The organism is Chryseobacterium sp. JJR-5R (assembly GCF_034047335.1).
Classification (GTDB): domain Bacteria; phylum Bacteroidota; class Bacteroidia; order Flavobacteriales; family Weeksellaceae; genus Chryseobacterium.
In genome coordinates, this window is sequence record NZ_CP139137.1 from 2,596,140 (window position 1) to 2,617,180 (window position 21,041).

The 21,041-nt window shown below is 40.5% G+C and carries 21 protein-coding genes; 14 read left to right on the forward strand and 7 right to left on the reverse strand.

The features are described from left to right. The 7 genes from SD427_RS11440 to SD427_RS11470 all read left to right on the forward strand — a co-directional run bounded on the left by SD427_RS11440 (position 1) and on the right by SD427_RS11470 (position 5,514). Positions 1-156 carry a DUF2256 domain-containing protein gene (locus SD427_RS11440; protein WP_320557928.1) on the forward strand — a complete coding sequence of 52 codons (156 nt, stop codon included), beginning with the start codon at positions 1-3 and terminating at the stop codon, positions 154-156. Next, complete coding sequence (locus SD427_RS11445) at positions 108-1,412, forward strand: DASH family cryptochrome (protein ID WP_320557929.1); 1,305 nt, start codon at positions 108-110, stop codon at positions 1,410-1,412. The genes SD427_RS11440 and SD427_RS11445 overlap by 49 nt, the downstream gene beginning before the upstream one ends. A 115-nt stretch (positions 1,413-1,527) precedes the next feature. After that, complete coding sequence (locus SD427_RS11450; protein ID WP_320557930.1) at positions 1,528-1,809, forward strand: TIGR03643 family protein; 282 nt, start codon at positions 1,528-1,530, stop codon at positions 1,807-1,809. Positions 1,810-2,001: 192 nt separating this feature from the next. Beyond that, entirely contained in the window at positions 2,002-2,700 is a 699-nt protein-coding gene (locus SD427_RS11455) for an SDR family oxidoreductase (RefSeq protein ID WP_320557931.1), read from the forward strand. A 48-nt stretch (positions 2,701-2,748) separates the two neighbouring features. Next, the gene (locus tag SD427_RS11460) at positions 2,749-3,393 is read left to right on the forward strand and encodes a MarR family winged helix-turn-helix transcriptional regulator (protein WP_320557932.1); all 645 of its coding nucleotides are present in this window, start codon (positions 2,749-2,751) and stop codon (positions 3,391-3,393) included. 1,112 nt (positions 3,394-4,505) lie between these two features. Further along, a complete protein-coding gene (locus tag SD427_RS11465; protein WP_320557933.1) occupies positions 4,506-5,246 on the forward strand; it encodes a DEAD/DEAH box helicase in 741 nt (246 codons plus the stop codon). Between the two features lie 73 nt (positions 5,247-5,319). Next, a complete protein-coding gene (locus tag SD427_RS11470) occupies positions 5,320-5,514 on the forward strand; it encodes a cold-shock protein (protein WP_320557934.1) in 195 nt (64 codons plus the stop codon). A 265-nt stretch (positions 5,515-5,779) separates the two neighbouring features. Here the strand turns inward: SD427_RS11470 and SD427_RS11475 are convergent, their stop codons facing one another. Both SD427_RS11475 and SD427_RS11480 read right to left on the reverse strand, forming a co-directional pair. After that, positions 5,780-6,481 (reverse strand): phosphatase PAP2 family protein, encoded by a 702-nt coding sequence (locus SD427_RS11475; protein ID WP_320557935.1) that lies wholly within the window; start codon positions 6,479-6,481, stop codon positions 5,780-5,782. 192 nt (positions 6,482-6,673) lie between these two features. Next, positions 6,674-6,835, reverse strand: a complete 162-nt coding sequence (locus tag SD427_RS11480) for a hypothetical protein (protein ID WP_320557936.1) — start codon at positions 6,833-6,835, stop codon at positions 6,674-6,676. A 240-nt stretch (positions 6,836-7,075) separates the two neighbouring features. Here SD427_RS11480 and SD427_RS11485 point away from each other — a divergent pair, with 240 nt between their 5' ends. The 4 genes from SD427_RS11485 to SD427_RS11500 all read left to right on the forward strand — a co-directional run bounded on the left by SD427_RS11485 (position 7,076) and on the right by SD427_RS11500 (position 12,893). Then, positions 7,076-8,503 (forward strand): SDR family oxidoreductase, encoded by a 1,428-nt coding sequence (locus SD427_RS11485; protein ID WP_320557937.1) that lies wholly within the window; start codon positions 7,076-7,078, stop codon positions 8,501-8,503. Positions 8,504-8,679: 176 nt separating this feature from the next. After that, the gene (locus tag SD427_RS11490; protein WP_320557938.1) at positions 8,680-10,821 is read left to right on the forward strand and encodes an ATP-binding protein; all 2,142 of its coding nucleotides are present in this window, start codon (positions 8,680-8,682) and stop codon (positions 10,819-10,821) included. Positions 10,822-11,023: 202 nt separating this feature from the next. Then, positions 11,024-12,535 carry a sensor histidine kinase gene (locus SD427_RS11495; protein WP_320557939.1) on the forward strand — a complete coding sequence of 504 codons (1,512 nt, stop codon included), beginning with the start codon at positions 11,024-11,026 and terminating at the stop codon, positions 12,533-12,535. After that, positions 12,528-12,893, forward strand: coding sequence for a response regulator transcription factor (locus tag SD427_RS11500; RefSeq protein WP_320557940.1), 366 nt, complete (start codon positions 12,528-12,530; stop codon positions 12,891-12,893). Before SD427_RS11495 ends, SD427_RS11500 begins: the two co-directional genes overlap by 8 nt. Positions 12,894-13,078: 185 nt before the next feature. Here the strand turns inward: SD427_RS11500 and SD427_RS11505 are convergent, their stop codons facing one another. From SD427_RS11505 to egtD, 4 genes are all read right to left on the reverse strand, one after another. After that, positions 13,079-13,480 (reverse strand): hypothetical protein, encoded by a 402-nt coding sequence (locus tag SD427_RS11505; RefSeq protein ID WP_320557941.1) that lies wholly within the window; start codon positions 13,478-13,480, stop codon positions 13,079-13,081. Positions 13,481-13,755: 275 nt separating this feature from the next. Then, positions 13,756-14,241 carry a DUF4385 domain-containing protein gene (locus SD427_RS11510; RefSeq protein ID WP_320557942.1) on the reverse strand — a complete coding sequence of 162 codons (486 nt, stop codon included), beginning with the start codon at positions 14,239-14,241 and terminating at the stop codon, positions 13,756-13,758. A 40-nt stretch (positions 14,242-14,281) separates the two neighbouring features. Continuing rightward, entirely contained in the window at positions 14,282-15,457 is a 1,176-nt protein-coding gene (gene egtB / locus SD427_RS11515; protein WP_320557944.1) for an ergothioneine biosynthesis protein EgtB, read from the reverse strand. Beyond that, positions 15,447-16,463, reverse strand: a complete 1,017-nt coding sequence (gene egtD / locus SD427_RS11520) for an L-histidine N(alpha)-methyltransferase (RefSeq protein WP_320557945.1) — start codon at positions 16,461-16,463, stop codon at positions 15,447-15,449. The genes egtB and egtD overlap by 11 nt, the downstream gene beginning before the upstream one ends. A gap of 216 nt (positions 16,464-16,679) precedes the next feature. Between egtD and SD427_RS11525 the strand changes: the two genes are divergently transcribed. The 3 genes from SD427_RS11525 (at position 16,680) to SD427_RS11535 (ending at position 20,064) form a co-directional block, all read left to right on the forward strand. Beyond that, a complete protein-coding gene (locus SD427_RS11525) occupies positions 16,680-17,690 on the forward strand; it encodes an SDR family oxidoreductase (RefSeq protein ID WP_320557946.1) in 1,011 nt (336 codons plus the stop codon). A 65-nt stretch (positions 17,691-17,755) separates the two neighbouring features. Then, positions 17,756-18,079 carry a hypothetical protein gene (locus tag SD427_RS11530; protein ID WP_320557947.1) on the forward strand — a complete coding sequence of 108 codons (324 nt, stop codon included), beginning with the start codon at positions 17,756-17,758 and terminating at the stop codon, positions 18,077-18,079. A gap of 1,127 nt (positions 18,080-19,206) precedes the next feature. Then, a complete protein-coding gene (locus tag SD427_RS11535) occupies positions 19,207-20,064 on the forward strand; it encodes a lamin tail domain-containing protein (protein ID WP_320557948.1) in 858 nt (285 codons plus the stop codon). A gap of 590 nt (positions 20,065-20,654) precedes the next feature. Here the strand turns inward: SD427_RS11535 and SD427_RS11540 are convergent. Then, on the reverse strand, positions 20,655-20,993 hold the full coding sequence (locus SD427_RS11540; protein WP_320557949.1) for a hypothetical protein: 339 nt from the start codon (positions 20,991-20,993) through the stop codon (positions 20,655-20,657). Between the last annotated feature and the right edge of the window lie 48 nt (positions 20,994-21,041).

Genomic DNA, 21,041 nt, shown 5'->3' on the forward strand with positions numbered 1-21,041 from the left:
ATGCCTGCCGGACTGCCTTCAAAGACCTGTGAAGTCTGCGGACTTCCTTTCAACTGGCGCAAAAAATGGAAAAAAAACTGGGACGAAATCAAATACTGCAGCGAACGATGCCGGAAAAACAAAAAATCAATATCCTCTGGTACACCAAAGACCTGAGAACGAGAGACCAGGAATCCCTGTACCGGATTATGCAGGAAGAGACGCCGTTTCTTGCCGTGTATATTTTTGATGAGGATTTTTACAATAAAAGACAGTGGGGATTCAGGAAGTGCGGCCGTTACCGGGCTAAGTTCCTGCTGAAAAGTGTTCGGGGCCTAAGCTCTGTTCTACAAGAAAAGAATATTCCTTTTCTTGTAAAATACGGAAAAACGGAATCTGTATTCAGGGCACTTTCTGAGAAATACACGGTGGAAAAAATCTTCTGCCAGCAGGAATGGACACAGGAGGAACGCGAAACGGAACGCAGGATAAAAAGCGTTCTGCCTTCTGCAGCTTGGGAAAAATCATACTCCCAGTTTCTTATCAGTCCTGATTCTACGCAGGCGTATTTCTCAAAAGTCCCAGTACAGTTTACCGCGTTCAGGCAGAAGCTTGAAAAAAACTTTACGGTCCGTGAGGAATTTGATTCCGAGCATTCGGACTATGATAAATCCGGTCCTGAACTTCATTTTACCAGTGATGATGTCAGCCTGAAGTCATTGGGGTTTGATGAATATGAACCCGACAGCCGTACCGCTTTCCCGTTTTCGGGAGGTGAAAGGCAGGCATCACAGCGATTATCCTATTATTTTTCTGAAACCCGAAATCTGGACACCTACAAAGAAACCCGAAACGGAATGAAGGGTACCGATTACAGCAGCCGGTTTTCTGCATGGCTTGCCGACGGAAGCCTTTCTGCGGTAACGGTTTACCATGAAATAAAAAGATATGAAGCCCGGCACCGGAGCAGCGAATCTTCTTACTGGATGGTTTTTGAACTGCTCTGGCGCGATTTCTTCAGGCATACGTCGTTAGAATACGGAGACAATGTGTTCCGTCAGCACGGCATTAACGGGAAGGCATATGATTATGATCCTGACCCGGAACTGATCCGGCAGTGGACCGAAGGAGAAACAGCATCCGAATTCATCAATGCGAATATGATGGAACTAAAGCATACCGGATGGATGAGCAACCGGGGAAGGCAGAATGTGGCTTCTTACTTCAGTAAAATCCTCAAACAGGACTGGAGAGCGGGTGCCGCTTATTTTGAAGAAATGCTGATTGATTACGATGTACACAGCAATTACGGCAACTGGATGTACCTCGCCGGAGTCGGAAATGATCCGCGGAACAGGGTCTTCAGTCCCGAAAAACAGGCAGCCCAGTATGACCCCGAACAGGAATTCATACAGTTATGGCTGAACAGATAACCATACGGAACAGTCGTTTTTTTTCGGCTTTGGGTTATAAAATACCTAAAAATTCAATAAGAAAAAGACAATAGGTACAATCAGACAATTTTATAAAACAAACACATTATATATTATGGATAAACAATTCAGTCCCCAACAGACAGACCGGATTATTGAAATGGCATGGGAAGACCGGACACCGTTTGAGGCCATTGCCTTTCAGTTCGGGATCAGTGAAGCAGAAGTAATCCAGCTGATGCGCTCGGAGCTTAAACCGTCAAGCTTCAGGTTGTGGAGGAAGCGGGTCAATTCCGGAGTCAGCCAAAAGCACCTTATGAAAAGAAGCGAAGAAATGATCCGGTTCCGGTGCAGCAGGCAGCGTGTAATCAGCAATAATAAGATTTCAAAAAGATAGAAATTACTGTTAAATGCCGGATCTGACCTCTCCTGTTTTCCGGATTGATGGATATTCTGTTTAGGAACAATAAAACATAGGAAACCATTTAATAATTTTCGCAGATTTTTTATATCAAATCTAAAAATCAGGAGAAAATATTTAAGAGTCATCCTTGAAATTTTAATCAATAATAAACTAAAAAATAAGCATATGAAAAATATTGTCATCATCGGATGCGGATCAGGGATCGGACTGGCTGCTGCGAAAATCCTTTCGGAAAACCATAAAATCACCGGTATTTCCAGGACGTTTAACCCGGAACTTCAGCATGAGAATATCGAATTTCATGAAATGGATATCCTTACCGGAAATTTAGACGATATTACCTTTCCTGAAAGTGTTGACGGGCTTGTATATGCGCCAGGAAGCATCAACCTGAAACCGTTTAACCGCCTTACGGAAGATGATTTTAAGAATGATTTTGAAATCAATGTTTTGGGAGCTGTAAAATGCATCCGGAAACTGCTTCCGAATCTGAAAAAACCGGAAAGTTCGTCCATTGTACTGTACAGTTCCGTAGCAGCGAAACTGGGAATGCCTTTTCATGCTTCGGTTGCTGCCAGCAAAAGTGCCGTTGAAGGACTGGTAAAAAGCCTTGCGGCAGAATTTTCGGCACAGAAAATACGGGTCAATGCCATCGCGCCTTCTTTAACAGATACGGCACTTGCTTCACAGCTGCTTTCCACCCCGGAAAAAAGAGAGGCTTCCGGCAAAAGGCATCCGCTGCAAAGAATCGGGAACCCTGCAGAAATGGCAGAGATGACAGCATTCTTACTTTCTGATAAGGCAACATGGATTACCGGGCAGGTTTTCGGGGTTGATGGCGGAATGGGAAGCGTTAAACTGTAATTTTGAATCCCGTATCCAAACATCTATCTTTACACCAAAAATTATATCATGCATACTGATTTTTTTATCGATCTGCTTCTGCAGGTAAAAGATTTTGAAAATTCCGGATCCTACGCGCCCCAGGCTAAAGTGGAAGACTTCCGGCTGTGGCTGAATGATAAAAAATACAGGGAAGAAAGCCCTACCAAGCTTTTTAAGAATGAACAGCATGAGGTTTCCTTCAGAGAAAATGAAATCTGTAAGCAGATCCTTTTGCTGAGCAGGTATTCTAAACAGCTGGTAAGAAAAGGGCTTGGGGAATTCCCTGAACTGGCTAATGAAGAATTCACCTACCTGTACCGGCTGAAAGACGAACCAAACCTCACCAAAATACAGCTGATTGAAAAAAACGGCCATGAAAAGCAGACCGGAACGCAGATCATCAAAAGACTCCTGGAAGCCGGGCTGATTGAAGAAAAAAATGACGAAGAAGACCGCCGGAGCAAAAGGCTGAACCTTACCAAAAAAGGGGAAGACCGTTTTCACCAGTCGGTTGAAAAGGTAAATCTTACTTCTGTGATCCTGTCAGGTAAACTCTGCGATGAAGAAAAAAGCGATTTATTAAAGACTTTAATCAAGCTGAATGATTTTCATTCCCACCTGTATTCCGAGCACAGAAATTCAGACGTAAACCTGATCCGCCAGTTGATTTAATTTATAGGAGAAATCCTGTTTTCCTTATTCAAGGAATACCACAGCGATCTTAAAACTGATTAAGACGATCGGCAAAAAACACATTTAATACGTTATCATACAGCCTATTATCATCAATCAATATGTATAAAACTGACGTTCCTTAAAACATTGATTCATAGATTAATTTAATACAATTCAAGGTATTCCAGCCTTAGTAATCATAAGAACAGTTTTGTAAAGAGATTCTATCGGCGGAAAAGATACAAAAAATCGCATTCTTCAAATTCCATTACTTTTCATTACTGGTCAATAACATACCGGTTTTCATCCGCAAGCACAAACCATTTTCTACCGATGTAAATAATGGCTTCTTTCAACAATCACTTTTGTAAATAAACAGGCTCTGCTTTACGCTCAATATCAATCACATAAAACTTGCTTACCGGAATAAGTTTCGACGGATACAGCCTTACATACTTCCGGTTTATGACGGGCCCTAATAAAGCAAACCATTTTCAGAAGCATATATATCAAAAATCTTTAACAGTTTTCATTAATGGACAGGGAAACCTGCATATCGGGATGGTAAAGTCATCTGTGCTGTAGGGACCATGGTTTAACACGGCATACTAAATAACAAATTTCTGATAATCAACATCTTAAAACTGCTGTTATTCGGTTTTTTTATCGTATGTTTGCAAAAGCATTTACAAACAGGTTTCTGCCTTTGCCATTCTGTATAAGTTTAAAATTACAATTTTTCTTTCAGTCTCGCTTTTCAGCTGCCCGATTTAAACTTCATTTTATTACCATAGAATAATACAGGCGATTGGCTGGCTGAGTTCGGGAATATCCAAACAGGCAAAACAATCCTTTTATAAAGTTTATTTTTACTTAAAGATGTAGATGAGCCGCAATAAAGGTCAGGGGTCATAGATTCATGTGCCACCAATTGTGTGAGATATGCATTGCAAAGCCTGCTGTGTTTTCAATGAGAACATTTGCTGCTGCTGAAGCAAATGAATAGGTTAAAAAAAGCAATTCTTTGAATAACCTGTTTACAAAAATACATCAATTCAGATCATATAAATAAAGATCTGCCCATAAAAACAACAGAAATTCTGATGTCCATGATAAGCTTTAAACATTTAAATCTCATTAATCCTATTGTCCGTGCCGTTACGGAAGCCGGATATTCCAGGCCTACCGAAATTCAGTATACTGCAATTCCCCATATTTTAGCGGGAAAGGATATCCTAGGATGCGTACAGGCGGGAATGGGAAAAACAGCCGCATTTGCAATGCCCGTTATGCAGCTTCTGAAAAAAAACACGCCAGACCATAATGAAATAAGAATCCTTATCCTGACCCCGACACGTGAACTGGCGGTGCAGGTTGAAGATGATTTTAAGATGTACAGCAAATACCTCCCTTTGTCCCAACTCTGTATTTTTGAAGGTGTTTCTGCAGGAGGCCAGCTGGCAGCCTTAAGAAAGAGAGTGGATATCCTCATTGCAACACCGGGAAGGCTTCTGGAACTGATAAACCAAAGGCATATTGATCTTTCTAAAATCGAAATACTGATACTGGATGAAGCCGATATCATGTTTGATCTGGAGCTGATCAGTGAGGTAAAGAAAATCGTACAGATGACCCCAAAAAAGAGACAGACTTTGTTTTTCTCCGCTACGATGCCTGCAGAGATCCGTGCTTTTGCCGGGAGCCTGCTCCAGAATCCGGCAGAAGTTGCCGTTTTACCGAAAGCACAGAATATCCCGCCGCCGGTGTATCCTGATAAAAGAAATATACCGAATGTACCGATAGAATTGACCATGCCTGCCGCCGCACAGGATTTCCGGTATAAGAACTAAGCCCGCAGATAGTTCGGTATCAATGATTATTACCATACACAATTAATAATAACAACAATTTAATATAATTACCATGCAAGAAGGCACCGTAAAATTTTTTAACGAAACAAAAGGTTTCGGGTTTATTTCTCCGTCAGACGGAAGCAGTGATATATTTGTACATTCTTCAGGACTGGCTGTAAGGTCGATCCGTGAAAATGACAAAGTAGTTTTTGATGTACAGAAAGGCGAAAAGGGCTTAAATGCCGTTAACGTTAAGCTTGCATAATTAAAATTTCCTGAAAGATTTCGGATAAGAAAGAGCCTGAAGATTTGTATATAACGGAATTGGTTGGTGAACAAAAAACACAAATACTGAGTCGACAAATCCCATTATCCTGCCTGGTCTGACCATCTGACCTGGCAGAACAAATTTTCCGAGCTTTTCCGAATTAATAAAAGAATAAGATCAATACCCTCTCATGAATATGAGAGGGTATTTTTTTGCTTTTCGTTTTCTGTTACCGTTACCCATATTCAGATTTTTTAAAAATTTAATCAGGTAAGGTTGTCTCCGGTTTATCATGATCCGGATCCGGCCTGCTCCTCAGGTACAGCAGCCGTGCGATCTGCAGAAACTGGATCCCGATAATAAGTCCTCCGAGAATATCGGTAAACCAGTGTGCTCCGAGATAAATCCTTGAAACGGCTCCGCAGACAATGAAGAAAGCCAATAGAGAAATCATTATGCCTCCGGCCTTTCTGCTTATGCTTTTTGAATAATATACGATTATACATAATATCCCGAAGAAAACCGTGTAGAAAAGGACATGGCCGCTGGGGAAGCTCTGGTATTTCGTTTCTTCAATAACCCTTACGACATCTGCACCGGGCCTCGGGCGGTCAATCAGCATTTTCAGGGTCCAGCTTATGGCCCCGGAGAGTACCGTGGAACCGACCAGGATGGCTTCTCTTTTTTTTCCTGAAATCAGAAAAAACAATGAGGCCATACAGATGGCAAAAAAAGCGACCTTTACCCTGCCCAGCCAGCTGAATGCTTTCATAACATAATCCAGAACAGTATGCTGCTGATGCTGAAGGATATCCGTCACATAGTAATCCCAATAGGCAGAGCGGTTAGACAACACGAAAAAAGTCAGTACCAAAAATAAAAAGGAAAGCAGAAAAAACAACAAAGCATTTAAAAATACTGAATTGGCAAAGGACTCAAAGATCCCGTATCTTTTTTTATGCATGAACGGAATAATAGATTGATGAACGATAATTTTAAAGCTGTATATTGGTGAAACTACTTGATCAGAAAAATCCCCTGAGATTAATCAGGTGACTGCTTCAGTAAAATGATGGAAGGAAAATGTACAGCCCTGTATTTTTTTGCAAAAAAAAAGCTACCGAAGTAGCTTATTATTCTTAAAAGGAATCAAAAACTAAAATAAATTATTCTGTTTAAGGCTTCCACTGGCTCCTTTAGGCAAAAAAACAACCTTCCTGCTAATCATTTTCGCTTTTTCAAGAACTTTTATTGCTTTCTGACGTTCGATTTCCTTAGTCATTGTTGAGGAGCTGTCCCATTGAGTAGATTCTTTCATATTGTATAATTTTGTGGTGTTATTGGCAATTAATCAGGCATTCATCACCTGCTTATTATTCTTTTAGCATAAAACAGACCATTTTTTAAAAAACCGGGAGTTAAAATAAAAAAAGTTCATCCTATGGTATCAGTTTTGTAAACTTTCAATGCATAGGGAACTTAATTCTATGTTACAAATATGGGTTCTCTATTCAAGCAGAAAAAAGAATACCGGCAAAACCAATAATAAAAATACAAGATGAAAATATTTCTTACAGGAGCAACAGGATACATTGGAAAGAGACTGCTTATCCAACTTTTAAGCGACGGGCATGAAGTAATCTGTTCAGTACGTGATAGAAAGAGGTTTGACACTTCCATGTACAGTAATTACCAGGATAAACTGAGCATTGTTGAACATGATTATAACGATCCTGAAACCCTTGTTCCGATAGAAAAAGATATTGATGCTGCCTATTATCTTATACATTCCATGTCTTCCAATGCAGACTTCAGCAAAGCGGAAAAAATATCTGCCCGGAATTTCTCCGGAATCATTGAACAGACTTCCTGCAAACAGGTCATTTACCTGACGGGGATTGTAAATGAAGATAAACTTTCCAAACACCTCCAGTCAAGGAAAGATGTTGAGGAAGAACTTAAATCTCCAAACTACAGCCTTACCGTGCTCCGAGCAGGGATTATCATCGGATCAGGATCGGCATCTTTTGAAATTATCCGCGATCTGGTGGAAAAATTACCGGTAATGGTTGCTCCTAAATGGCTTAAGACCCTTTGCCAGCCGATTGGTATCAGAAACGTTATCGAGCTCCTGACCGGTGTTATGCACAAGCCGTTTACCTATAACAGGCATTTTGACATTGCAGGCCCGGATGTATTATCTTACAAGGAAATGCTGCTCATGTTTGCCAGCGAGCGCAAGCTTAAAAGAGTGATTATTTCCGTTCCGTTCCTAAGTCCTAAATTATCTTCTTACTGGTTGTACTTCATTACTTCAACTTCCTATGCACTGGCAAAAAACCTGGTTGACAGTATGACCATTAACGTAGTAGCCGAAGATAACGACCTGGCAGAAAAGCTGAATGTAAAGCTCCTGACTTACCGCGAAAGCCTGAAGCTGAGCTTTGATAAAATCGAACAGAATGAAGTGCTGTCGACATGGTATGATTCATTCGGGAATTACCGCTATACTAAAAATGTGTGGGAATTTTTGGAGGTTCCCTGCAAAGGCGTCTTTAAAGACCGGAGGACCCATGAAGTGAAAGATGAAAAAAAGACCTTAAGTAAAATTTTCGGAATCGGCGGGAAGAACGGGTGGTATTATGCCAATCATTTGTGGAGCATACGAGGTATGCTGGACAAGCTTTTCGGTGGTGTGGGACTGAAAAGAGGCCGTAAAAATTCAGCTACGGTAAATGCCGGAGACAGCGTGGATTTCTGGAGGGTATTATATGCCAGCAAGGAAGATAAAAGGCTGCTGCTTTTTGCCGAAATGAAAATGCCGGGTGAAGCATGGCTGGATTTTAAAATTGAAGACGGAAAACTGATCCAGGAGGCCACATTCAGGCCTGTGGGTTTGATGGGCAGGCTGTACTGGTATTCCGTACTTCCGTTCCATGCATACCTGTTTAACGGAATGATTAAAAAACTTACTGATGACCGGTAATTTTGCAGCGTTTCAATCCGGACAAATCCCGGTAAATCCATGCAGTTGAATTTTTTGCAAACAGCTTTTTAATAAACGGAATATACAAATTTTGCGAGGTACCACTTTTTTGTTTTTTTATAATACCTTTACTGCATCTGTCAGCGCAACTTTTCTTATTTTATCAGAACAGCACTATGATTGAAAATACTTTTGGAATAAATATCGTACCTGAAAACGAAGCACACCGTCTTGATGCCCTGAAGCGCTACCGGATTACCGATACGCCTTCCGAAGAGAGCTTTGACGGAATTGCCAGGCTTGCTGCACAGATTTTTAATACTCCGGTGTCACTGCTTTCCCTTGTAGATGCCGAATCTGTATTTTTTAAAGCAAATATAGGAATGGGTAAAGCAACCCGGACCAACAGAGGCAAAAGCCTGTGCGCACTTGCGGTGATGGACGAAAAATTAACCGTATTTGAAGATGCTCTGAAAGAACCCTGCCTGATCGCCAACCCCAATGTTACCGGCGATTTCGGACTGCGTTTTTATGCAGGAGCACCGCTGATTACCCATGACGGGTTTTCTATCGGTACTTTGTGCATCATTGACCAAAAATCAAGAATATTCAGTGATGCTGACAGGCTGATCCTTGAAGGCCTTGCCAAAACGGCAATGGACCATATAGAACTCCGGAGATCTTCCCTTGATACCATAGATGAAGTAAGGCAGGTAAATATCCAGCTGAATGCAACCAGGAAAAATTTAGAAGATGCAGTACACGAACTGGCCGAGTTCAATATGGAAATGGAAGCCACCAATGATGAGCTTAACAAAGTGAACAATGAACTGAGCAAATCCTATGACCTGACGGTTTCACTGAACGCAAGCCTCAAAAACAGCGAACAGCGCCTGAAATCATTTATCAGCCATGCTCCTGTGGCATTTGGTATCTTAACCGGGAGGGAACTGATGATAGAAGTTGCCAATGATATGATCCTCAAGATATGGGGCAAGACCGGTTCGATTATCGGAATGCCACTTGTGAATGCCCTGCCCGAACTGGAAGGCCAGCCTTATCTGAATATACTTGACAATGTTTTTACCACAGGCAGTTCTTATGTATGCGATACTACCCATGTGAGGCTGGATTCCGAAGGCGTTATCAATGACTGCTACTTCGATTTCATTTATGAGCCGCTTAAAAATGAACTCGGGGAATCTGTGGCTATTATTGTGATTGGCAATGAAGTTACCGACCGTATCAACAAAAGAAAAAAACTTGAAGAGCTGAACCAGCATCTTAAGATCGCCCTGCATGCCGGCCGGCTGGGCTCGTATAACCTGAACCTCAAGACCGGCATAATGAGCTGTTCTGAAATCTGCAAAGCCAATTACGGATTTGCCAATGAAGATCCCTTCAATTTTGATGACCTGATGAACAGCATCCTGCCTGAATACAGGGAATATGTAAAAAAAGAAATAGACAATTCCATAAAGAATGCGCTCCCCTATCATGCCGAATACATGATCAAATGGCCGGATGGCTCGCTGCACTGGATGAGTGCTTCAGGACTGCCGGGATATGATCATGAAGGAAATCCGGCACACATGAACGGGGTTACCATAGATATTACCAAAAGAAAAAACTATGAAGCCCAGAAAGACGATTTCCTGGGAATTGCCAGCCATGAACTTAAAACACCCATTACCAGCCTGAAAGCAACGATTCAGCTTCTGACAAGGCTGAAGGGGAATCTTGGCCATGAAATGGTTCCAAGGCTTATCGATCAGGCATCAGGCAGTATGAAAAAACTGAATGCCCTGGTGGATGACCTCCTGAATATGCACCGCATCAGTGAAGGGCAGCTTGAACTGAAAAAAGAAGTATTCAATGTTTCCAGAATGTTGGATAACTGTTGCAATGATATCCGGTTTATCGGTAAATACAACCTTATTATAGAAGGAGACCGTGAGGCTTCCGTTTTTGCCGATGAAAGCAGAATTGAACAGGTAGTGGTAAATCTTGTGAACAACGCCATTAAATATGCCCCGGATTCCAGGGACATTTACCTTTCTACAGAAACATTGGACAACGGGCAGATAAGAATCAGCGTAAAGGACAACGGTGACGGTATTGATCCTGCTGTCCAGCCTTTTATATTCGACCGTTACTACAGGGCGAACCACCAGGGTAAAAAATATTCAGGACTCGGGCTCGGGCTGTATATTTCATCTGAAATCATCAGGCGTCATGAAGGGGATATCGGTGTTGAAAGCTCGTTAGGCAAAGGCAGTCGTTTCTGGTTTACCCTTCCGGCGAAAGAAAAGGTGTAAATGCATGTTTAAGAAAACTGTGGTAATCTGATGGTATTAAATAAGTTAAATAATTATAATACATTGATCATTAAGAGGCATACTATTTGTGTATCAAGTAATCGGTATACAAATTTGCAAAATTTTATGTTTTTTCTCATATTTGCAGATTAATGTCATTAATACAACACAATTTGAAAGCATTACAAAAACAAGCTACAGAATGACGGATAATAATATTGACATTTATATTCAGGCACTGGATTCGGCTAACTGCGGAATTGTAATCACCGATAATACCCAGCCTGACAATCCTATTATCTACTGTAACAAGGCATTTGAAACGATGACAGACTATTCTTATGATGAAATCATAGGACACAACTGCCGCTTTCTCCAGGCCCAGGACCGTTCACAGTCCGAAAGGCAGTTCCTTAGGGAATGTATCATTAACGGAGATGAGTGCCGCGTGGAGATCAGGAATTATAAGAAAAACGGCAATCTGTTCTGGAATGAACTTTTTATTTCACCCGTTAAAAATAAAGAAGGCAAAGTCACACATTTTATCGGTGTCCAGAATGACATCACTGAGCGCAAGAGGTCTGAACATGAACTGCTTGCAGAAAAATCTTCAATTGAAAGAAAAATCAGGGAACGCACAAAAGAACTTGCCGAAAAAGAAGTATTCCTTTCCAGTATTATACAGACCGTACGGGAAAGCCTCCTGGTGCTGGATTCCGATTATAAAGTACTGAGCGCGAACAACCATTTTTTAAATTCATTTAAAGTCACGTCAGGAGATACCGTAGGGAAAATTTTATTTGAACTCGGAAACAACCAGTGGAACATCGGGCCTTTCAAGGAGCTCCTTATGAAGATACTTCCTACCAATAACCCGGTTGTGGATTACGAAGTGGAACATGATTTTCCGTACATCGGCAAAAAAGTAATGCTGGTGAATGCGTACCGCATTGAGTTTGAGGGACAATATAAAGACAGGATATTAATTGCAATAGAAGATATCACGGAGAAGAAAGAAATTGACCGCCGCAAAGATGATTTCCTTTCTATAGCAAGCCATGAGCTTAAAACCCCTCTAACAACAATAAAAGGGCTTATCCAGCTTCTTCAAAGGATGGTTCCTGAGGGTTCTTCTGATAAATATACCATAACGCTTGATAAAGTATCCTTATATGTAGACCGCCTCAATATCCTGATATCAGACCTTCTGGATACTTCTAAAATCCAGTCGGGCAACATAGAACTCCACAAGGAGCCGTTTAAAATTGATAAAACAATCACCGATACGGTAGAAAACCTGTCGTTAGCCGCTCCCAACCATAAGATTTCCTTATCCGGCAGTACGCAATCAGACGTTTTAGGGGACGAGCTGCAAATCTCACAGGTAATCAACAATCTGATTTCCAATGCCATTAAATACTCACCCGGTTCACATGATGTTGAGGTCTATTTAAGTAAGGTAGGAAATTTTGTGAAGATTTCGGTAAAGGATTATGGAATGGGCATCAATGCCCAGGACAAAGCAAAGATCTTCGAAAGGTTTTTCAGGGCAAGGGATATACAGAAAAAATTTCCGGGGCTTGGTATCGGCCTCTATATTTCACACGAAATTATCGTTAACCATAACGGAACACTTTGGGTAGAAAGTGAAGTAGGTGAAGGATCAACCTTCAGCTTTACTTTACCTATAATGAAAAATGATGAAAATGAATAGCAAAAAGATCATCGTCTGTGATGACGATCAGGGCATACTGGATGTATTGCAGATGCTCCTTGAAACGGAAGGATTTACAGTCTTTACTGAGATCAACAGTACCAACCTGATCAAACAGATTCAAAACAATACGCCTGATCTTATCCTGCTGGATCTCTGGATGCCGCTTTTATCCGGTGACCAGGTTCTGAAGATGATCCGTAATACAGAAGAGATAAAAGATATGCCGGTCATTGTTTTATCCGCCAGTGTAGACGGCAGCGACATTGCCGCTGATGCAGGAGCCAATGATTTTGTAGCCAAACCTTTTGATCTTGATGATATTATTTTTAAAATCAACAATTTATTGAACAATTAATCTACTGAATAAAGGCTGAATTTTACCAATTAAAGACCTGTTTCGGAATGTTTTGTTTCATTCCGAAAATTCGCGCTTGATGCAGTCCGGTCCGGGTAGTAAAGTTATGTTGCTTGTTTTTCAGATTCACAATGGATACCTATAAAGATAGATCTCTGAATTATCACGGGTAAACTTTTATAAATTTATACGCCAATCATAACAGCACCAGTATCAGAACTATGTGCTAAGGAAACGGATTCTTCTTCCTTCAGCCTGAAGATGAACAGAGGGAAATTTCCGCTTACAAAAGTATAATTTATGCTCTTTGAATCAAGGTAATCCTTGGTAGTCTGTATTAAAACAGATATTATCCAGATGTTAAGCTTCATTTGCTGGCCAGGATACAAATGTATGGCATTGCATATGTTGATAAACGTAAGTTCGATAATCTCATCTGAATATTTTTTCAGGCATAAAGACTGTAGTGTAAGGCCATACAACAGGCCGCAATACTTATCATACAGGTAGTCAAAACCATCCTTTTCCTTCCGCATTATCAAGGCATAAAGTTCGGTATCTGAAATTAAGGGTGTTATTAATGTCATTGGTATCCATTATTACTGTTTTATCAAACCTCATCATGTGCTAATGAATAATTAAAAACGGATAGAATAAGATTGACTGTAATCTGCATATATGACCAGGACCGTATTTTCCTTTTTAAAAATATTAGATATATGCTGTGAATCAAAATATATGCTAAACTTAATATTTTATAATCCTGATCATAAAATATATCTAAAATTATCGTAAAATTATATTTTCGTACTATGAAAGGCCTCCTATCATTCTAAAGAATCGCTATGCAAATCACAGATTTTCAGCCCTTGTCTTTCTTCCACACAGCTTTCATCCGGGTATATTGGCTGTCGGCCTCTGCTTCTTTCCATCGGTCATAAAAAATTGCTGCCGATGCTGCCTTTTCAGGATCACCGGTCCCCCTTTCCAGCGATTGGTATCCGTTCTCCTTATCATACTTCCTGCCTCCTTTATAATTGCAGTACCTTCGTGCCCGCGTATACCCCATCTGCAGGTATTTCCTGGCCATATCTGCACCTACAAAATCACGATCTTTAATATATTGCCTAAACATCCCGAAAATCTTTTCTGAACTTTCCTCTGCAATCTCCACAGTCTTGAAACGCCAGTACTGCCCTATTTCACTTTTATACGGTTCACAGATCAGGACGCCCTGTTCGCCTTTTCCCACAAGATAAAGTTCAGGATTAGCACGGTAATCAATATCCGGTTTCCAAGGATAATCCTCAGAATTAAAATTCAGGTAGCTGGGCTTCTTTTCTTTCATATTTAAATATTGTCAGTAAATAAGATAAAGGAATAATGAATTATTTCGCCAGCCTGATTCCCGAGAACTGCCACTGAAGTTCTGCCGGAAAGAAGTTCCGGTACGTATTCCGGCTATGTCCTTTGGAAGTAGCTTCAGAAGCGCCGCGCAAAACCATCTGGTTGACCATAAATTTCCCGTTGTACTCTCCTACTGCGCCCGGTTCTTTTTTAAAGCCCGGATACGGAAGATAGGCACTGTTGGTCCATTCCCAGCGTTTGCCCCATTTAAAATCCGGAGAAGCGATCTCCCATTCCTCTTCTGTCGGAAGGCGCAGCCCTTTCCATGATGCATAAGCTGAAGCCTCATAAAAACTTACGTGGCAGAGTTCTTCATCAGGATTTATTTCCTGTAAGCCGCTTAAGGTGTACATCATCCATGCCCCGTTAATAAAATGCCAGTATAAAGGCGAAACCATCTTTTTCTGCTGTACCCAGTTCCAGCCATCCGCATGCCAGTGCCTGAAGTCCGTGTATCCACCTGCTTCTATAAATTCCAGGTATTCACCATTGGTAACCGGATGTTCCGAGATCTCAAAGTCATCAACATAGACTTTATGCCTCCCAAGTTCATTATCAAAACAGAATCCCGTACCTGAAAACCCGATTTCATAGATCCCTGCAGAAAACGGCAGCATCTTAAGGTTTTCCTGCACCCTTTCAGTATTGCTTTTCCCATCAGGTTTATAGACCGGAAACAGTGGGTTATGCCCCAGAATATATTTGATATCGGTCATAAGCAGTTCCTGGTGTTGCTGTTCGTGGTTCAGTCCAAGTTCGAGCAGAGGCTCAACAGCACCGGCCATATATTCACTTTCCAGGAATTCAGCCATTTTTTCATCTACATATTTCCTGTACCTGTAAACATCTGCCACGGAAGGCCTGCTCAGGTTCCCGCGGTCAGTACGGATTACACGTGCACCGATGGTTTCATAGTAGCTGTTGAACACAAAATTATACTGAGAATCGAATACTTTATAAGAAGGATCATAATGTTGAAGGATAAAGGTCTCAAAAAACCATGTGGTATGTCCTAGATGCCATTTCGGAGGGCTTACATCTACCACCGGCTGTACTACATAATCTTCTATTTCCAGCGGTGCACAGATCTCTGCCGTATGCCTTCGGATATCATGAAACCGCTTAATAAGAGGATCCGTTATTGTATTATTTTCCATAAACATCGGTTTTAAGATGACCTTTTTTCCAGATACTGTCGACAAACCAGTTTTTGGAATCTGTAATTTCTCCTGTTACCTTAAAGCCTGTATGCTCTGCAAGGTGATGTATTTCATCTATTGAAAATTTCTGTGAGACTTCCATATCAAGGATTTCATTTTCTTCAAATATAATTCTTTCACCGGAAATCAGTACTTCCTGATTAACAAGGCTTATCAGAAAGCTCCGGCAGGCTCCGGTAACCGGATCATACGTTGCATAATGCTGAAAATAATCCGGATTGAAATTCCCTTTCAGCTCACGGTTGATCCTTGAAAGAAGATTCAGGTTGAAGGCTGCTGTCACCCCTCCCGGGTCATTGTAGGCATTTAGCACTGTATGGGGATTCTTCTTCAAATCAAAACCGATTAGCAGAATATCCTGAGGATCTGACAGGTGATACAGTTGCTTACAGAAGTCTTCCGCTTCCTGTCTGCTCATATTCCCGATATTGCCTCCTAAAAATAAAATTACCTTTCGCTTAGATGACATGGCCGATGCTTTTTCAAGCATTTCAAAATATTCTCCTTCCAATGGGATAATATCAAGTTGAGGAAGTTCTTTATTCAGATTTTCTTTAAGCACGGAAAGGATGTTCCCGGATATGTCAATCGGCATATAGGTAAAGTCGGCTCCTTTTTCATTGAGATGCCTCAATAGAAAGGCAGATTTCATCGCATCACCTGCTCCCAGCTCAATAAGGTCGAAAGCACTGCCGTACGCATTGATGAGATTGGCAAGGTCCCCGGTTTTATTCCGGAAAATGTCCAGCTCACAACGGGTAAGGTAATATTCCGGCATTGCCATTATCTTCTGAAACAGGCCGTCTCCGGTCTTATCATAAAAATACTTAGAAGATAAATGTTTGGGGTTGCTTCGGAGGCCTGTAAGAACATCTTCGAGAAAATGGTTCATATGATTGCTTTTAAATACCGTTTCAGGGTCTTCAGTTAATGCTAGACTCATATCTGTAATAATTTGGTGGTTAAAATTCTGCAACTATCTTGCCGCCGTGGCTAAAGCATTGTAATTATTTATATATCAGTCCATATAATAATAAAATTCCGGAAGCCAAATCACATTTACGGTAAAAAGATACATGATATTCCAAGCTTGGAATGTTCATTGCTATGATACTGTAGCGGCTGACGAACGGCCTACCACACCACAAAGTTTAATATTATGGAAAAAACAATCACAAGAAGAAATGCGATTGGAAAAATAGCGGCTACCCTTGCTGTTGCTGCTGTCGCTCCAGGCGCGCTGGCGCAGTCACAGCCGCAGAATCAAAAAGTACGAAATACTACCGGTCCGGACCTTACCGATCCCACTACCAAATACCCAAGGCCGCCTTTTAAAAGTCAGTCTCAGCCGTTTCCCGGATTAGCGGGTAAAATGGATCCTGTGCCGGACCATGGCGAGAAAAGCTATATCGGATCCGGAAGGTTAATGGGAAGAAAAGCACTGATTACCGGCGGGGATTCCGGGATAGGCCGTGCTGCAGCCATTGCCTATGCGCGTGAAGGTGCTGATGTAGCTATTAATTACCTGCCTGAAGAAGAATCCGATGCAGCAGAAGTCATTGAGCTGATCCGAAAGGCAGGCCGCAAAGCAGTGGCGATTCCGGGGGACATCAGGGACGAGGCATTCTGTAAAAGATTGGTTTCGCAGGCAGTGCAGCAGCTCGGCGGGCTGGATATCCTGATCAATAATGCAGGACACCAGAAAACCAATGAGTCTATTCTCGACATCAGTACCGAAGCATTTGACAGGACGATGAAAACCAATGTATATGCACCGTTCTGGATCACAAAAGCTGCTCTGCCCCATCTTAAACCGGGATCATCTATTATCGGGCTCTCATCCGTCCAGGCATATGACCCTTCTGAAAACCTGTATGATTACGCACAGACCAAGGCAGCAACCACAAGTTATGTAAAATCCCTTGCCAAGCAGCTGGGACCTAAAGGAATACGGGTAAACGGCGTAGCTCCGGGACCGGTATGGACAGCTTTAGAAGTAAGTGGCGGACAGACCCAGGAAAACCTGGTGAAATTCGGAGACGATACGCCTCTGGGAAGACCAGGGCAGCCTGCTGAGCTGGCTTCTATTTTTGTACAGCTTGCTGCCAATGATGCAAGTTTCACCACAGGGCATATTTACGGGGCCGCAGGAGGAAGCGGGCAGCCTTAATTAATGAATGCCAATAATTTAACTTAATTTACAAAAGAATTATTACTCATTTAAAACAATATATTATGAACAGCAAGATAAAATTAGCATTGGCCTTGTTAGGCACGGGAACGTTGATCTGGGGCTTAAGAAACAGAAATAAAAATAAAAACAGAGTAAAAACCTTCACTGCTCCTGACGGAAATACCTATAAGGAAAACCAGCTGTACCGTACATCTGACAATAAAGCGTATAAAAACGGTAAAGAGGTACGTTTCAGTAAACCTATACCAGAGCAGAATAATACTTCTGTAAATGCTTACAACAATTCTGCAGAAAACCTTTCCAAGAACTACCAGTCTGTAAACAAAGATGTTAACTATCATCATAAAGGAGTAAGACATCGTTAATAAATACCCATTACCATTATAAACAAACAATACTCCGGCTGTCCTAAAGCAGCCGGAGTATTGTTTATGCCTTATTTTGATTATTTCAACAATCCGGAACATAACTTCTATGGCTTATTGAAATAATGTAATTTAAATAGGTTTTAGCTTTCGATTTATACTGATGGCGAAACCGCCGCTTCCTGCCGTTTTAAAACTATCCTTGATTTGCAGGTAATGTCTTTATTATATATATGATGGGTTTAGAGATTCATCATGTGGCCAACACTTTACAGTTTTTATAGATTGTTGCCAGGCCTGATCCATTATTAAACAGCCTGAATTTGATAATCATATTAAGTATAATGAAACGTAAAGGTTAGTCCGTTGTAATAATTGATATAATTTTCTTTTTCTCCCGACACCAGCTGCCGCATTTCATTTTTAGCTTCCTTTTTAACCGACTTTAGCAAAGATGCCGTTCAAATCATTTCCACCATTTCAAGGACGTCTTTTTAAATAATTTCAGTCCGGGTTTTGAATTTTCCGCTACTATGGTTCCTCTTTAACTTTAAACTGTAACAGGGAACGCCGCGCTTTAGCTGAAAATCCATCCCGAATTTCCTTCCGGCGACTGCAAAGACTGTATGCAGATTACAGAGAACATATTTTATAAGGCTTGTATTCCCATATCAATAATTTAGTTTGGTCCTTAACAATGACATTGTACTAAAGTATCCTGTTATTGAGGCGGGCAAAAATTAAGGTTGATATCCATTGGATCCGAAACCTGTCTAAATTCATTTTAATAAAACAATTTTTCAAAGGTTATAATTTTCCAATAATTTCTGATGTGATTAAGCACCTGAACTCCAGTTTTGATAAGAATATAGTTAAAAATTTTGCTTTGAGTGCATTTATAATTTTCTAAGCCTTAATTCATGCAAATCGCATCAAAAACTGATTATGTTGATATATTATATACAATTACATCTATTGAACTAAGGATATCAAATTAATTATTACTATAATCTATCAAATTTTATAAGGTTAATTCATTTATTAAATAATGAAATAAATATATCCTTTTGCTGTGAATTCGGTACTTATTTTGTATACAATTAATTAAATCACCAAATATCATCATTATGAAAAAAGTATTTACTTTTATCGGACTTGTTTCGATAGCTGCATTTTCCAATGCTCAGATTGTCATTAATGAAATTTATACGGGAGGTGGAATTTTAGGCGCCACGCTGACCAATGATTTCATAGAGCTGAAGAATATCGGGTCTTCAACATCTTCTCTTACGGGTGCCACCATACAATACGGGCCTGCTTCCGGTGCATTTACCCAGTACCATACCCTGCCGAATATTACTTTGGCTCCGGGACAGACCTATCTGATTCAGGAAGGTTCGGACGGCGGCGGAATTATTAACCTTGTTAATCCCAATCTTGTTGTAAACACAGTCCTGAATTTTAACGGGTCGAATCCTTTGGTAGGTGTAGGATTAAGTATTGCCTTTACTTCGGGAAAAGTGGCTCTGGCAAGCAATACGATACAGGTTACGGGCCCTGCTGCCTCAAATGTCCTGGATTTTGTAGGATATGGCCTGGCGAATCAGTATGAAGGATCAGGAGCTGCGCCTTCCCCAACGATATTAAATTCAATTAATAGGGTTTCCGGGGACAGCAATAATAATACAGTGGACTTTACCGTTGCCCTTGCTTCTCCGCAGGCAGGTACACTGGCGGTGAAAGATCTTTATACCAGTTCTACACAATATGATTTCATCAGGAATTCTCTAGTAAAAAATAATGAAATTGTATTCGGGTCAGCAGTGAAAGATGTTAAGATTTACTCCCTTTCCGGCCAGTTGATTAAAACTTCTTCTGTGAAGGCTAATGAAACATTAAATATTTCAGAATTGCAGAAAGGAAATTATATTGTTACAGGAGCGGTTAACAACAAGCCGGTTACCCAGAAAATCTTAAAAGAATAGGTAAAATAAATTTATTAATGTTAACAGCTGTCGGTAGACAGCTGTTTTTTTATTTTAGTCCCTATAAGGATTTTTAATTTTAAGCTAAAGCATAGTTAGTGGCAGGCAGCAGAGTCTGAAATTCATGTAAAAAAATTTCAAGCCTCAAGATCATGCCTTTATTCATTGTACAGTATTCTTCATTCAGGATCTGAAAAAATTATTGATCATATTTTGTTCTGATTGACTTTTCTTCCACTACTATCAGCGTAAGGTTTCCTTGCATAGCTTCGGATGCCTTATTCAGAATAAACCTGTCTTTCCGCTATCATAATTCTTAGTCTTTAAAATCAAAATCAAATTAACAGAGCACATTATTTACAGCAGAAAAATAAAGTACCGGGGTAGTTCATACTACATTATAATTTGTCTGGTGATAACAGAAACTTTAATTCCGTGTCCTGTATTTATACTGCTCTGTTTTTAACAGTACTGAATATTGAGTAAATATTTTTTGTATATTGACAATATTGCTTGATAGCATATTTCACCAGCCTACATGCAATAAATGATCACCCTGATATAAGGAAGATAATTTATCTGATGTTATCTTAATTCAGTTTTTCTGCAGTAATGTATATTCTTCCCTGATCGTCATTCCAGGAAGGGCCTTTTACGGTAATGGCATCCCCTATCTGATAACGTTTGTAGATACTTCCGCTTTTCTGAAGGTTCACAATGCTGATGGTTGCCGTATATTCTTTTCCGTTAGCATCTCTGATGGTTGCCATATAACCATCTTTTCCATTTTCGATATGGGTAATGGTTCCGCTTGCAGATATAATCATCTCGTCATCTGCAGCCGTTGACTGAGCTGTTTTATTTGCTGTGCAATCTGTAATGGTGAAAGCTCCTGATAACAAAATCCCCAAAAGAATTATTTTTTTCATGATCATAATCATTTATTGTTGATAATTATTTAGAACAGATAAATTTCA